Source organism: Lederbergia ruris (assembly GCF_018332955.1).
Lineage (GTDB): Bacteria > Bacillota > Bacilli > Bacillales > Bacillaceae_C > Lederbergia > Lederbergia ruris.
Window position 1 is genome coordinate 47,665 of the sequence record NZ_BORB01000005.1, and the last position, 15,348, is coordinate 63,012.

Sequence of the window (15,348 nt, forward strand, 5' to 3'; positions counted from 1 at the left end):
TACCACTTGCATGTAAGCTAAAAAAGAGATAAAATAGTATCTTGGTATGAATCATAACATCTGGGTAATCGCTGCTCAATGCAGAGGAAAGTCCATGCTCGCACGGTGCTGAGATGCCCGTAGTGTTCACGCCTAGCGAAACAATAAGCTAGGGCAGCTAAGATCAATCTTAGTTGACGGCAGGGAAAACACCTACGTTATTTATATAATATGGTGTTGGTACCTTTAAAGTGCCACAGTGACGGAGCTTTGTTGGAAACAACAAAGGTGGAACGAGGTAAACCCCGTGAGCGAGAAACCCAAATTTTGGTAGGGGAACTTTTTCGCAGGAAATGAACGAAGAAAAAGGCAAGATCAACTTGCAGATAGATGATTACCACCGGAGTACGAGGTTGGCCTATGACCGTTTGAGTACAATGGAACAGAACATGGCTTATAAGATGTTATGATGGGCTCTCACCTTTTATTAGGTGAGTTTTTTTGTTGTCAAACATGAATAAATCCTTCCTTTTGGGAATATACTGTCAGTATATAAGGGAGGGGGACTGCTTTATGACAAATAAATTAACGGAGTTTGAAGCAATTTCCAAGGCTCTGCAGTCGACATATCGTTTAGTTGGTAGGAATGAACAATATGGGCCATTGATGGAGGGTCTAAAGGAAGCGGAAGATTGTCTAAACAAAGCGATTGATTACACGTTATTTCATAGAAAAGAAAACTAAGCTTTTTACATATTTGGAAACAAGAAACAGCCCTGTGCAGGGCTGTTTCTTGTTAAAGAGCAGGTGTTTTTTGAATGATTTCTGCGAAACCTTTTACTTCCGCCATAAATTGGTTGAATTCATCAATATCCATTTGTTGAGCTGAATCAGAAAGAGCCACAGCTGGATCCGGATGAACCTCAGCCATTACTGCATCTGCACCAATCGCTAAGGCCGCTTTTGCTGCCGGCAGTAACAAATCTTTTCTGCCTGTAGAGTGGGTGACATCTACTAATACAGGTAAATGGGTTTCTTTTTTCAATATAGGGACAGCCGAAATATCTAACGTATTACGTGTTGCTTTCTCATAGGTTCTAATTCCTCTTTCACAAAGCATAATTTGGCTATTACCCTGAGAAATAATATATTCAGCTGCATACATGAATTCCTCAATCGTTGCAGATAATCCACGCTTCAATAAAATCGGCTTTTGGACTGAACCAACTAACTTCAGTAATTCGAAATTTTGCATATTACGAGCACCGATTTGAATAACATCGACATAATCTAAAGCCGATTCCACATCTCTTGTATCCAAGATCTCACTAATCACAGACATGCCTTCTTCGTCTGCAACGCGACGGAGAATTTTTAAGCCTTCAAGCCCCAACCCTTGGAAGTCGTATGGAGAAGTCCGAGGTTTATAGGCACCACCCCGCATTAAAGATAGGCCTTGCTTCTTCATGGCTTGGGCAACAAGCTTCACTTGCTCATAGCTTTCTACAGCACATGGTCCCATAATAAAATGTTGGCTTCCATCCCCAATATTCAAATTGTTGACGTTGACAACCGTATTTTCTGGCTTTTTCTTACGTGATACGAGTAATGCCTTACGGTTGTCATCCTCTTGAAGTTCCAAGCTTGCTTTTAAAATTTGTTTAAAAATATGTTGAAGGGTGGATGTTTCAAATGGCCCTTTATTATGGGCTGCAACCATATCCATTATTTTTCGTTCTTGAACAGGGTCGAATCGTTTCACACCTTGTGTTTCCTTCTGCCTCCCAATTTCTTGGGCAATTTCTCCCCGTTCATTTAGCAATTCAAGGATTTCAAGTGTTTTCTTCTCAATCTTATCACGTAATACTTCTAATTCCGACATCATTAGTCCTCCCTAATTTTATTGAATATCTCTTCAACACTTCAACGCTGTAAAGCGTGTTAGAAATTTATAAGTTGTTAGCTCAATACGATAGACCGAAACAATTAAATTGTCAATAGAAAATAAGATAAAAATTATAATATGATTACAATTCTATGTGATAAAATAGAGATTGACAATCAAAAAAGTAAAAAAACATCCGGAAAGCGTTAACATTAAGATTATTTTAGAAAATAACGAAATTTTACTTTACAATGAATCAACATTATGATAAAAATTAAATTTAACAATACTAAAAAGCGTGTTCAAAAAGGAGGATAAAAAGGACCAAGAAGTTCGAGGCGGTGCAGTTTCGAGCAGCGGACTTGTACAGGATGTACTGACTTCCGTGTTGCCCACAGGACGTGGGCGGTTTTAACGGAAGATCCTTATCACCTGATACATGAGCAGCGTAGAAACAAGCCAACGAAGAAATTCGAAGTGTCATTTTTACCGGACGTTTTGAACATCCTCTTAAAAGCAAAGACGGGGCATAGTAGCTTCATGAATTTGTAGTGGCAGAGAACTGATGGGTGGTGTGAATCAGTACAAACATGAATGTGAATTACTCTCCCGAGCTTCTTTTTCGAACATTTGAATTCTCAAATTAGTAAAAAAAGACGGTAACAGCCGTTATTTTATAAGAGAGGCGGACATGAGTCCGCAAATTAGGGTGGTACCGCGTAACATAACGTCCCTGCTTCGGCAGGGGCGTTTTTTATTATTTTATCTTTGGGAGGAATAAAAAATGAGATATTTAACTGCAGGGGAATCCCATGGTCCACAACTTACAACGATTTTGGAAGGTGTGCCAGCTGGTCTTGAATTAACAGAGGAAATGATTAATACGGAATTACAAAGAAGACAAAAAGGCTATGGCCGTGGACGAAGGATGCAGATTGAAAAGGATCAAATCCAGATTACGAGTGGGGTCCGACACGGAGTGACAATCGGTGCTCCGATCGCCTTAATTGTGCAAAATAATGATTTTAAACATTGGAGAAAAATCATGGGTGCTGCACCGATCAGTCCTGAAGAACAAGAAGAAGTAAAAAGAAAGATTACTCGCCCGCGCCCTGGTCATGCTGATTTAAATGGAGCAATCAAGTACGGTCATCGGGATATGAGAAATGTACTTGAACGTTCCTCAGCAAGAGAAACGACAGTTCGAGTGGCAGCAGCAGCTGTCGCTAAAAGAATATTAGCGGAAGTTGGCGTAAAAGTTGGCGGTCATGTGCTGGAAATTGGTGGAATAAAGGCACAAAAGTTGCATTATTCTACGTTAGAAGAATTACAGGAAAAAACAGAAGCCTCTCCTGTTCGGTGTCTTGATGAGGAAGCTGGAGAGAAAATGATGCAAGCCATTGACGATGCCAAGAAACAAGGAGATTCCATAGGTGGGATTGTCGAGGTTATTGTCGAAGGGATGCCGATCGGCGTAGGCAGCCATGTTCAATATGATAAAAAGTTAGAAGCAAAACTAGCAGCAGCCATCATGAGTATTAATGCCTTTAAAGGTGTCGAAGTGGGAATTGGCTTTGAGGCAGCCCATCGACCAGGAAGCCAAGTTCATGACGAAATTCAATGGACGGAAGAAGAGGGGTACACGCGCCGAACAAACAATGCTGGTGGATTTGAAGGTGGGATGACAACGGGGATGCCAATCGTCATAAGAGGAGTAATGAAGCCTATTCCAACTCTTTACAAACCACTCGAGAGTGTTGATATTGATACGAAGGAACCTTTTAAAGCGAGTATCGAGCGTTCTGACAGTTGTGCTGTTCCTGCCGCTAGTGTGGTAGCAGAAGCCGTTATTGCCTGGGAATTAGCTGTTGCGGTCTTAGATCAATTCGGTCATGACCGGATGGATTCGCTAAAGGATTCGGTTGAAAGACATCGCAAATACTCTAAAGAATTTTAATAAGGTGGGAAAAAAATATGAATGTGAAATCTCAGCTTTCAACGTTAAAAGCATACACACCTGGTAAAACAACAGATGAAGTAAAAAAAGAATATCAGTTAGAAAAGATTGTGAAATTAGCATCCAATGAAAATCCTTATGGTTGCTCTCCAAATGTTTTAAAAGCTATCTCGCAAACTAATACATTAGCTATTTATCCAGATGGTGCTGCAGCAGAATTAAAAAAGGCTGTTGCAGAACATCTTGGAGTCGATCAGGCTAAATTAATTTTTTCGAGTGGATTAGATGAATTAATTCAAATTATTAGCAGGGCCGTGTTAAGTCCTGAAGCCAATACCGTAATGGCTAGCGAAACATTTTCACAATATCGCCACCATGCCATCATTGAAGGGGCCGAAGTAAGGGAAATTCCTTTACTAGAAGGTGTCCATGACTTAGATAAAATGGCTGAGGCGATTGATGAAAATACAAAACTTGTTTGGATATGTAACCCTAATAATCCAACAGGCACATATGTTGCAAAAGAAGATTTGTTACGATTTTTAGACAAGGTTCCCAATAACGTCCTTGTAGTAGTCGACGAGGCTTATTACGAATACGTCACGATAAATGACTACCCACAAACCATACCGTTGCTAGATAAGTACGAAAATTTACTTGTCATGAGAACTTTTTCAAAAGCCTATGGTTTAGCTGGGATTCGGATCGGCTATGGCGTAGCCTCTCCTGCGCTAATTAACAAGCTTGATATTGTTCGCTTACCATTTAATACTTCTTCTTTAGCACAAACGGCGGCGATAGCGGCTTTGGAAGATCCGGAGTTTATCGAAGAATGTGTCATTATCAATACTAATGAATTGCAGAAGTATTACCATTTCTTTGATCAGCAGCAAATATCTTATTACCCATCGCAAACAAATTTTATTTTTCTACAATTATCCAAACCCGCTATCGAGGAAATGTTTCAACAGTTGCTTGAAAAAGGTTGGATTGTAAGAAAATTTCCAAAGGGTATTCGGATTACAATTGGTACTGAACAGGAAAATGAAGAATTATTGAAAATTTTAAAGGAAGTTATTCCATGCATACAATAGATAAATGAGGCTGTGTGAAATGAACGAAAGTAAGATTGTTTTATTAATAGGTGTCGGTTTGATTGGTGGGTCTGTCGCTCTAGCTATTAAAAAGGAGCATCACGCCCGTGTGATCGGGTATGATGTCAACATTGATAATTGTAAGCTTGCTCAAAAGTTAGGCATTATTGATGATTACACAGAAACATATGAAAGGATCGCAGAAAAGGCTGACTTAATTATCCTTTCCTGTCCCGTAGAAATTGCCGAGTGCTTCCTTGAAAAGTTATCAAAGCTTGCTTTAAAAGAGGATGTTCTTATTACGGATGTTGGTAGTACAAAAGGGCGAATAATGGAAAAAGCGGAACTTCTTTTTGGTCATTCAAATGCTTATATTGGTGGACATCCAATGGCGGGCTCGCACAAAGTTGGACCAGGAAGTGCCAAAGCCCATTTATTTGAAAATGCCTACTATGTCTTAACACCTTCCCAAAACGCGAATGGGAAGGTGGATCAATTAAAAGAATGGCTGAAAGGTACCAAAGCTAATTTTATTATTATGGATCCTAAACAGCATGATCTAGTGACAGGCGTTGTTAGCCATTTTCCGCATGTGGTGGCGGCAAGCCTAGTTCGGCAAGTACAGGGCCATGCTGCACAAGATAAAAATGTACAGTTTCTTGCAGCAGGTGGTTTTCGGGACATAACACGTATAGCTTCCAGTAGTCCGGTCATGTGGCGGGATATCGTTCAACATAATCAACCTATTTTACTCTCCCTGCTTGAAGAGTGGATAAATGAAATGAGAGAAGTAAAGCAATTAATTGAGCGTGGCGATGGAGAACAGTTATTTACTTATTTTGATGGCGCAAAGAAATTCAGAGATTCATTACCTGTACGCGCTAAAGGGGCCATTACATCGTTTTATGATTTGTATGTGGATGTTTTGGATAAACCGGGTGTCATTTCGGATATCACAACGATTCTTGCCGAGAAGTCGATTAGCATTACCAATATACGGATTATTGAAGCCCGGGAGGATGTATATGGTGTCCTTAGAATCAGTTTTCAAACCGAAGAAGATATGGAATCTGCTAAACAATCTTTAGAAAGTGAAGGGTATGAAACGTATATTAGTATGTAAGGAGCGAAGGGTATGGAAACAGATAAAACCAATATAGTTCCACTTAGGGGCACCGTGAAAGTGCCTGGTGATAAATCGATTTCCCACCGGTCGATTATGCTTGGGTCTATTGCTAGTGGAAAAACGACGGTTCATGGACTTTTGACAGGAGACGATTGTCTCCATACAATTGAATGCTTTAAGCAGTTGGGCGTTAACATTTATCGTGATGGAGAATATGTCGAGATTGAGGGAAAAGGATTAGCAGGGTTAGCCGAACCCACCGATGTACTAGATGTTGGAAATTCAGGAACAACCATTCGCTTGATGCTTGGGATACTGTCTAGTCTTCCATTTCACTCTATTATAAAAGGTGACCGTTCTATTGCAAAAAGACCAATGGATCGAGTGTCGAATCCTTTGAGAAAAATGGGAGCAAAAATTGACGGACGTCACGATGGTACGTTTACTCCATTAGCTGTGAGAGGGGGAGAGTTATCGGGTATTGACTATATTTCACCTGTTGCAAGTGCCCAAGTAAAGTCTGCGATATTACTAGCTGGGCTCTTTGCAGAAGGGATAACGAGTGTCACAGAACCAGAAGCATCCCGTGACCATACTGAACGAATGATTCAAGCATTTGGAGGAGAAGTGACAACGACTGGCTTAAAAAAATCGATCCGTGGGAAACAGCAATTAGTAGGAACCACGATTTCGGTACCTGGTGATATCTCTTCTGCGGCATTTTTCCTTGTGGCCGGCTCCATTATCCCAGATAGTCAAATCACATTGAAAAATGTAGGTGTTAATCCTACCAGAAGTGGAATTTTAGATATATTATGGGAAATGGGGGCAGATATAACCGTTGATCATCTTCACGATCAAGTTATGGAACCCTATGCAGATCTTACAGTGAGCGCCTCTTCATTAAGCGGGGTTACTATAGAAGGGGATATGATTCCTAGACTGATTGATGAAATTCCGATCCTTGCTTTAGCCGCTACACAAGCTGAAGGGACGACCATTATTAAAGATGCGGCAGAATTAAAAGTAAAAGAAACGAATCGAATTGACACAGTTGTGGAAGAATTAAAGAAAATGGGTGCAAATATTGAAGCGACATCAGATGGGATGATTATTTACGGTAAATCGTCCCTACACGGGGCCAATGTTAATAGTCATGGCGATCACAGGATTGGCATGATGTTGGCAATTGCCAGTTGTCTAACGAATGAGAAGGTAGAAATACAAGATAAAGAAGCGATTACCATCTCTTATCCAGGATTCTTCCAGCAATTGAAAGCTTTAACGCATTGCCCGTGATCGTCTTTGCCCCATTAAACGTAACAGTTTAAAAGGAGACTCATCAGATGCCCCGTATTATTTCAGTTGGAACCGCAACACCGGAATTTGCTGTTCAGCAAGAAGAGACAATGCAACTTGCCAAAAGGTTATTTTCTGATTCCATGAAAGATATTGATCGTTTGTTAAAAGTGTTTAAAAATGGGGAGATTAAAAAAAGACATTTTGTTAAGCCTTTAGAATGGTATACAGAACCGCATTCCTTTTCTGAAAAAAATAAGGTGTTTATTGAATCAGCAGTAGGACTTTGTCTTACTGCTATTCGGAATTGTTTTGCTCTGGAAAAGATGAAAAAGGAAATAGCTTATGATGAGATTGAAGCTATTTTTCTGATTAATACGACTGGTCTATCCACCCCCAGTTTAGAGGCGAGAATCATCAATCAATTGCCATTTTCCTCACATACGAAAAGAATTCCCATTTGGGGCTTGGGCTGTGGAGGAGGTGCTAGTGGCCTGTCAAGAGCTTATGAATATTGTCTTGCCTATCCGGGAGCAAAGGTCTTAGTTGTGGGAGTAGAATTATGCAGTCTCACATTTCAATTGAATGATATAAGTAAAAGTAATCTTATTGGCACTTCGCTTTTTTCAGACGGAGCAGCTGCTGTCTGGTAGGAGGAGACGGTGTGCCCTACGATGACCTGCTGGATTCCCCATTGCCAACTATTTTAAGCACGCAATCGACCCTCATGAAACATTCACTTGATGTGATGGGGTGGCAATTTGAAGATGATGGATTTTATGTCATTTTTTCTAAAGACATTCCGACTCTCGTCAAAAATTGGCTTCAGCCTGTTATGTTACAATTTCTTGAGCAAAACAAGCTAAACGAATCTGAAATTGATCATTTTATCGCCCATCCCGGTGGAAAAAAAGTAATTATGGCGTATGAAGAGGCTCTACATTTGCCAACAAATAAAACCGCTCAATCACTAGAAATATTAAAGGAATATGGAAATATGTCCTCTGTGACCGTTTTCTTCGTCTTGGAACGTTTTATGAATCAACCGGTATCTTATGGCGATTATGGTATGATGGCTTCTTTAGGGCCAGGATTTAGTTCTGAATTGTTGTTATTAAGGTGGGAGTAGAGATGTTTTTCCTAATAATCCTTACTTTTTTGGTGATTCAAAGATTAATTGAATTATACATAGCCAGCCAAAACGAAAGATGGATGTTACAAAAAGGAGCAATCGTATACGGTCAAAAACATTATCCCTATATGATCATCCTGCATGTTTCTTTTTTTCTGATTTTAATCGTTGAGGTCGTTTTATCTGGCCAAGAGCCAACACGTTTTTGGCCGATTCTTTTGGGCACCTTTTTTCTGCTCCAATTAGCGCGTTATTGGGTCATTTTCACACTAGGGAAATATTGGAATACGAAGATTATTGTTTTACCTGGTGCTGATCTTATTGAAAAGGGACCTTTTCAATATATGAAACATCCGAACTACATGATCGTTACATTGGAATTATTGGTTGTCCCGCTTATGTTTCAAGCATATATAACCGCTATACTATTTTTCTTCTTAAATCAGTGGATGCTTCTCATTAGAATTCGTGAGGAGAATCAGGCTCTACAGCAAAATTTGGCTGGAGACAAGTAAAATACATATTGGTTTTGTCGCGGTCTTGCGACAGTCTGTGATTTCGGGAATGCTTTTAAGTTGAATGATTTTCAGGTAGAATTAGATTTAATTGAATGAAAAGTAATAAAAGAGGAGTTTACTTAATCCATGGATAACGTTTTACTAACTTCAAGCCGGGAACAACAGCTTGAACAGGCTCTAACATTATTGGAGCGCTTCAAGCAACATGAAGATCAGGAAAGAGTTGAAAAAACACTAAAATTAATCGAAAAAATATATATGAATGAAACAGTGATCGCTTTTAGTGGTCATTTTTCAGCCGGTAAATCGACGATGATTAACCACTTAGCAGGGGAGAATATATTACCATCAAGCCCGATTCCAACGAGTGCAAACATTGTGAAGGTTCATCGTGCGGCTGAGGATTTTGCTAAAGTGTATAGTCATAATGCACGCCCTTTACTTTTTACCGCACCATACGACTTCACGGCAGTGCAGAACTATTGTAAAAAGGGGAATATGACTGAGGTTGAAATTGGTCGCAAGGATTTAAAGCTTCCTGATGGTTTAACAATCATGGATACTCCTGGTATTGATTCAACCGATGAAGCACATCGTTTTTCCACAGAATCCGCTTTACATATTGCGGATGCTGTTTTTTATGTAATGGATTATAACCATGTTCAATCAGAGCTGAATTTTATGTATACAAAAAGTCTTTTGCGACATGGTGTTAAGCTATATTTAATTATCAATCAAATTGATAAGCATCAATCTGAAGAATTATCTTTTCAATCTTATAAGCAATCAGTACTTGATGCGTTTGCATTTTGGGATGTACAACCCGCTGGTTTCTTTTTTACATCCTTAAAACAAATGGAGCATCCGGAAAACGAATTTGCTTCGATTAAAATGGTGATTCAAGATATTTTCTCACACCAAGATGAATGGAGTTCAGCTACTTTTACCTCTTCTTTTAAGAAATTGGTAGAAGAACATGAGGAATGGCTTGATGAAGGCTTTCAAAATGAAGCTGTAAGCTTAAAAGAGGAAATTTCTCTCTATGCTCAGGGCCATGAAGATATTTTTCAAACGGAGGAAAGGTTAAAAAACGAAAAAAAACAGATAATAGCTGAATTAGCAACAGTCGGGGATGAGTATTCAAGAGAATGTGAGAAGATATTGCATAATGCTTATTTAATGCCATATGAAACGAGGGAACGTGCAGAACAATTTCTTCAAGCAAAACAAACTGATTTTAAAGTCGGTCTATTATTTAGCAAGAAGAAGACAGAAGATGAGCGGAAAAGGCGACGACAACAATTTACAGAAGCTTTAGCGAAACAAGTGGAGTCTCAAATCGTCTGGCATTTACGACAGTTGGCAAATACTGTCCTTGATAAGGAAGAGATCCATAATAGTGAATGGCAAATAAACGCGCAGTCTCTACAGATCAACTGGTCTGAAAACCTTTTAGATGAAACGGTTAAAAAGGGAGCTGGCGTAAATGGTCAATATGTACTGCATTATTGTGAGGAAGTAGCGGGAAAAATAAAGCGGCTCGCCAAAAAAGAGTGGGAGCAATTTATGGAGCCCATCATCATCCACAAACAAGAAAAAGTGACAAATACACTTGAGAAGCTGGATGAGCAAATTGCCGCCATTTCAAAAGCATCTAGAGCGAAACGGGAGCTCAATCAATTAGAAGATGTATATACAAAGATGAGGCAGGAAATCACAGTTGTAACAGGTACAGAGGCAAATACCTTGCAAAAACTGCGCGAACAGTGGCAAAAAGATGCAGAGAACTTCATCATTTATCAAGCGAATGACCAGGAAGAAACTCGAAAGAAGGACATCAGTCCGAGCAATCCAACGCATACGGATGTAGCACAGGGAAATGTACTTGAAATGTCTCAGGTAATTCAGCATTTAAAACATGCGATCCAGTTATTGAAAGAAGATCCGTATTTTAAAAGAATGACTTCACAATTACAGGATAAAGTACAAACATTGACTGAACGAAATTATACGATCGCTTTATTTGGTGCATTTAGTGCGGGAAAATCTTCTTTTGCTAATGCCTTGTTGGGGAAAGCAGTACTGCCGGTTTCTCCTAATCCGACGACGGCCGCGATCAATCGAATTTGTCCACCAACAGCAGAATATATACATGGTACAGCACTGGTTTGTTTAAAAAGTGAACAGGATATGTTGGCTGATGTAAATAAGGCATTATCGTATTTTGATCAACCTTGTTTATCTTTAACAGATGCTTACCAAAAAGTACGTACATTAACCATTTCTACGAATCAAAATGAAAAGGAGAAAGTCCATCTTTCGTTTTTAATGGCTTTCCAAAAGGGATTTCTCGACCATCAGTCTCAATTAGGTCAAACATTCAAAACAGACATGGAAAATTTCCGGCATTACGTAGGCAATGAGGCACAATCCTGTTTTGTTGAATCGATTGATTTATATTATTACTGCTCATTTACAAGGCAAGGAATTACGCTTGTGGATACACCTGGCGCAGATTCGATTAATGCAAGACACACTGGGGTAGCTTTCGATTATATTAAGAACGCAGATGCTGTGTTGTTTGTCACCTATTATAATCATGCTTTCTCAAAAGCAGACAGAGAATTTTTGATCCAGCTCGGGCGGGTGAAAGATAGTTTCGAATTGGATAAAATGTTTTTTATCGTTAATGCAATTGATCTAGCTGATTCACAAACTGAAATGGAGGAAGTGCTCGATTATGTTAAAGACGAACTCATTCAAAATGGGATTCGCTTTCCAAGAATATTTGGTCTTTCAAGTAAGTTAGCTCTCGATGATCTGGAACGAAAAAAATCACAAATTGATCAGTTCCAAACTGCATTTGATCAGTTTCTCCAATCTGATATGCAGCAAATGGCACTACAATCCGCGAAAATAGAGTACAACCGTGCTTTACAATTTCTAGATCAGCTAATAAAAACAGCGAATGAGGATGAAGAACATAAAAATGAGCGTCGAAGAGAGTGGCAACAAGCAAAAACAGCAATGCTAGATATATTGTCTAACGATCATTTTAAAATTTTGTCACAACAAATGGAGCAAGAGGCAGAAGAATTAACCTTTTACGTGAAGCAAAGAGTTTTTTATCGGTTTTCACAATTTTTTAAAGAAGCGTTTAATCCTGCTGTTTTAAAGAAAAACGATCAGAATTTGCTTAAGAAATGCTTACAAGAACTCTTGGAAGCTGTTGGATATGATTTTTCGCAAGAAATGCGTGTAACCTCTCTAAGAGTGGAGAAACATACGCAAAAATTACTAACTAACTATTATTCAAATTTACAAAAAGACTTACAAGCCATTAAAGCAGATATCACTTTTTCGCAAGTGGAATGGACTACTATTCCAACACCTGAATTTGCAGCAGCTTTTGCTGACAGTGAACGAAAACCATTTGAAACACAGTTTAAGTATTTTCGTAATCCAAAAGCTTTTTTTGAGCAAGATGGAAAGAAAAAAATGGAGGAGGGTTTTCTGGAAATTCTTTCTCCTTTAGCAGATGAATATTTACAGCAAGAATATAAACGAATTAGCGAAGTTTATTTACAGTATCTTACTCAGGAATATGGAAGATTAATCGCTCATGTGGAGCAGGAAGTCATAGACCAGTTTGATTCTTGGTTTGAAGCTTTAGAAGGTCAAGAAAATTTAGCTAAATGGGTAAAAATACAGGAATCTTTAACATTTATGTAGGGAGGATATGCTATGCAGTCCATTAAGTCTATACAATGGCTTTTTGATCATCTACATTCAGATTCATTGTGTGTGATCGATTGCCGCTTTTCACTAAAGGACTCTTCTTACGGCAGGAAGGCTTATCAAGAAAATCATATTCCTGGAGCCGTCTATTTTGATCTTGAGCTCGACTTGTCTGGCCCCGTTGAAAAACATGGGGGGAGACACCCTTTACCGAATGTTCAGGAATTAGTAGAAAAACTGGAAAACAAAGGGGTTAGTCATAAAGATACGATCATTATTTATGATGATGGAGAAAGTTGTTTTGCTGCACGATGCTGGTGGTTATTAATCTATTTAGGCCATGAACAAGTTTTTATTTTAGATGGAGGGCTGAAAGCGTGGAGGGAACGTGGTTATCCTCTAACAAGCAAGCCGACGGTTAAGAAAAAAGTGAAGTTTATCCCTTCTCTTAAAACAAATATGTTAGCTACCTATAAAGAGGTAAAGCAGCGAAGTCAAGATCAACAGGCAATATTAATCGATTCACGAACAGAAGAACGTTATTTAGGAATTGTCGAGCCGCTGGATCGCATTGGTGGGCATATTCCAAATGCCCTCAATTATGATTGGTCACAAGGGTTAGAAAATGGCAGGTGGAAAACTACAGAAGAACAAAAACAAAGATTCGCTTCCCTTGATCTAGAGAATGAAGTGATAGTTTATTGTGGATCAGGTGTTACGGCAACACCAAATGTTCTTGCTTTAATGGAAAGTGGCTTTAAAAAGGTAAAGCTTTATGCTGGTAGTTATTCAGTCTGGGTTTCTTATCCAGAAAATCCAGTGATTATAAGCAGAAAATAAAAACCATACTATATTTTTATAAGGAACCTTTGTCCAGACGTCAGTCCATACTTATGGTATAATAATTATTTATTATGCTGAAAAGGGGTTCTATAATTGAAACATCATCTGTTATTAGTGGATGGAATGGCGCTATTATTCCGGGCGTTCTTTGCTACAGCTGTACAGAGAAATTTTATGACCAATAGTCAAGGGGTACCAACGAACGCTGTTCAAGGTTACTTAAAGCATTTATTAACAGCGGTCGATCATGTGCAGCCGACACATATCGCGATTTGTTGGGATATGGGGAGTGTCACCTTCCGGAATGAGATGTATGCGGAATATAAAGCAAATCGGCAAGCACCACCTGTTGAAATGGTTCCGCAATTCGATTTGGCAAAAAACGTGACAACAGCGTTAGGGATTTTAAATATCGGAGTTAAGGGTTATGAAGCGGATGATTGCATAGGAACTCTTTGTCACGATTTAAAGCAAGATGAGGAGCTAGTTTTAACCGTGCTAACAGGTGACCGCGACCTCCTGCAAATTGTTGACGAGAAAGTGAATGTTTTATTGCTTCAAAAAGGAATTGGCAATTACCTTCATTATACGAGAGACGTTTATGTCGATGAATTTCAAATAGAGCCTAAGCAATTCATTGATGTCAAGGCATTGATGGGGGATCCAAGTGACGGATATCCAGGTGTAAAGGGGATTGGTGAAAAAACAGCTTATAAGCTAATGAGAAATTATGAAACAATCGAAGGCTTATTCGCGAATTTTGATCAACTTACTCCAACCATTCAGAGAAAATTACAACAAGACGAGGAAATGTTACACCTTTCAAGGAAGCTGGCAACCATTCATTGTAATGTTCCTTTGGACTTTTATTTAGAACAAGCTAAATGGCAATTAGATCCAACTAAAACAATGACTGTCATAGAGGAGTATGAATTAAGAAGTGTGCGAAACACTTTATTAAAACTTCATCAAACAACAGCACAAACAAGTTTGCCGCTTTGATAGAGATATAAAAGGAGTAAGATCATTGATTGGAAGAAACGATCAGCTTGGAAATTACTTACTTCGTTTAGAGGAGAAGGGTTTTAAATTTGGCGAAGATATCATAATCTTTATTTATTTTGGTAAGCAATCAACAGGTTCATCGGATTACTTAGCAGCATTATCCATTGAATTAACATTGAAATGTCAAAAGCGTTTTGATCCAAGTTTTTATTTATCGTTCCTCGAAAGACTACAAGCACACAAAATTACAACGAAAAAACAAGCTTATGCACTTGCAAATCAGTTAGGATTATTAGCGGTCCAAGAGACTTAAATCTTGGATCGCTATTGATTTAGATGAATGGCTTTTTTGGCAAGAGCATCAGCTTGTTTATTTTCTTTTGATGGAATCCACTTAATAAAAAACAGTTCAAATCCTTCTATTGCAAGTAAAATTTCGCTTAAAAGCAGCCGATATTTTTCGTTACGGACAAATTGTTTCTCAACAGCCTGAACAACCGCAGATGAATCGGATCTTACGGAAACAATCGAAGCCTCGGCTTTAACACAAATTTCTAATGCTTGTAATAAGGCGTGAAATTCGGCTTCGTGATTTTCCATTTCTCCAAGTGGAATAGAATATGATTGGGTTTCACCATTGTTTTTAATGAAAATTCCAGCACCGGATGGGCCAGGATTGCCGGCACTCGCACCGTCAATATACACTTCTATCAATATTTGACCACTCCTATGGTTAATTTTTTCGAAGAGGGGAACGATTTTATTAAGAAGA

The 15,348-nt window shown here is 38.9% G+C and carries 12 protein-coding genes, 1 other RNA gene, 1 pseudogene and 1 other annotated feature; of the genes and pseudogenes, 12 read left to right on the plus strand and 2 right to left on the minus strand.

Annotation, left to right across the window (positions count from 1 at the left end; translation table 11 throughout):
• Positions 1 to 56: 56 nt before the first annotated feature.
• Both rnpB and KI363_RS04245 read left to right on the plus strand, forming a co-directional pair.
• Positions 57 to 441, plus strand: an RNA gene (rnpB, locus tag KI363_RS04240) — RNase P RNA component class B.
• Positions 442 to 552: 111 nt separating this feature from the next.
• On the plus strand, positions 553 to 723 hold the full coding sequence (locus KI363_RS04245) for a hypothetical protein (protein WP_191967466.1): 171 nt from the start codon (positions 553 to 555) through the stop codon (positions 721 to 723).
• Positions 724 to 775: 52 nt separating this feature from the next.
• Here the strand turns inward: KI363_RS04245 and KI363_RS04250 are convergent, their stop codons facing one another.
• Positions 776 to 1,864, minus strand: coding sequence for a bifunctional 3-deoxy-7-phosphoheptulonate synthase/chorismate mutase (locus tag KI363_RS04250; protein WP_212965596.1), 1,089 nt, complete (start codon positions 1,862 to 1,864; stop codon positions 776 to 778).
• 510 nt (positions 1,865 to 2,374) lie between these two features.
• Positions 2,375 to 2,602: a binding site (T-box leader), on the plus strand.
• A gap of 46 nt (positions 2,603 to 2,648) precedes the next feature.
• Here KI363_RS04250 and aroC point away from each other — a divergent pair.
• From aroC to KI363_RS04300, 10 genes and pseudogenes are all read left to right on the plus strand, one after another.
• Positions 2,649 to 3,821: a chorismate synthase gene (gene aroC, locus KI363_RS04255; RefSeq protein WP_212965597.1), complete on the plus strand. Its 1,173-nt coding sequence runs from the start codon at positions 2,649 to 2,651 to the stop codon at positions 3,819 to 3,821.
• A 17-nt stretch (positions 3,822 to 3,838) separates the two neighbouring features.
• On the plus strand, positions 3,839 to 4,915 hold the full coding sequence (hisC, locus tag KI363_RS04260) for a histidinol-phosphate transaminase (protein ID WP_212965598.1): 1,077 nt from the start codon (positions 3,839 to 3,841) through the stop codon (positions 4,913 to 4,915).
• Positions 4,916 to 4,934: 19 nt separating this feature from the next.
• Entirely contained in the window at positions 4,935 to 6,038 is a 1,104-nt protein-coding gene (locus KI363_RS04265) for a prephenate dehydrogenase (protein ID WP_212965599.1), read from the plus strand.
• 12 nt (positions 6,039 to 6,050) lie between these two features.
• Positions 6,051 to 7,340 carry a 3-phosphoshikimate 1-carboxyvinyltransferase gene (gene aroA, locus KI363_RS04270; RefSeq protein ID WP_158322353.1) on the plus strand — a complete coding sequence of 430 codons (1,290 nt, stop codon included), beginning with the start codon at positions 6,051 to 6,053 and terminating at the stop codon, positions 7,338 to 7,340.
• A gap of 47 nt (positions 7,341 to 7,387) precedes the next feature.
• Positions 7,388 to 8,469, plus strand: a pseudogene (locus tag KI363_RS04275) (type III polyketide synthase).
• A 2-nt stretch (positions 8,470 to 8,471) separates the two neighbouring features.
• On the plus strand, positions 8,472 to 8,987 hold the full coding sequence (locus tag KI363_RS04280) for an isoprenylcysteine carboxyl methyltransferase family protein (protein WP_212965600.1): 516 nt from the start codon (positions 8,472 to 8,474) through the stop codon (positions 8,985 to 8,987).
• A gap of 129 nt (positions 8,988 to 9,116) precedes the next feature.
• A complete protein-coding gene (locus tag KI363_RS04285; protein ID WP_212965601.1) occupies positions 9,117 to 12,722 on the plus strand; it encodes a dynamin family protein in 3,606 nt (1,201 codons plus the stop codon).
• A 12-nt stretch (positions 12,723 to 12,734) separates the two neighbouring features.
• Positions 12,735 to 13,568: a sulfurtransferase gene (locus KI363_RS04290; RefSeq protein WP_212965602.1), complete on the plus strand. Its 834-nt coding sequence runs from the start codon at positions 12,735 to 12,737 to the stop codon at positions 13,566 to 13,568.
• Between the two features lie 96 nt (positions 13,569 to 13,664).
• On the plus strand, positions 13,665 to 14,573 hold the full coding sequence (locus KI363_RS04295; protein ID WP_212965603.1) for a 5'-3' exonuclease: 909 nt from the start codon (positions 13,665 to 13,667) through the stop codon (positions 14,571 to 14,573).
• A gap of 25 nt (positions 14,574 to 14,598) precedes the next feature.
• The gene (locus KI363_RS04300) at positions 14,599 to 14,889 is read left to right on the plus strand and encodes a DUF6123 family protein (RefSeq protein ID WP_246516749.1); all 291 of its coding nucleotides are present in this window, start codon (positions 14,599 to 14,601) and stop codon (positions 14,887 to 14,889) included.
• An 11-nt stretch (positions 14,890 to 14,900) separates the two neighbouring features.
• Here KI363_RS04300 and KI363_RS04305 read toward each other — a convergent pair whose 3' ends face one another.
• Positions 14,901 to 15,290, minus strand: a complete 390-nt coding sequence (locus KI363_RS04305) for a reverse transcriptase-like protein (RefSeq protein ID WP_158322359.1) — start codon at positions 15,288 to 15,290, stop codon at positions 14,901 to 14,903.
• Positions 15,291 to 15,348 lie beyond the last annotated feature (58 nt).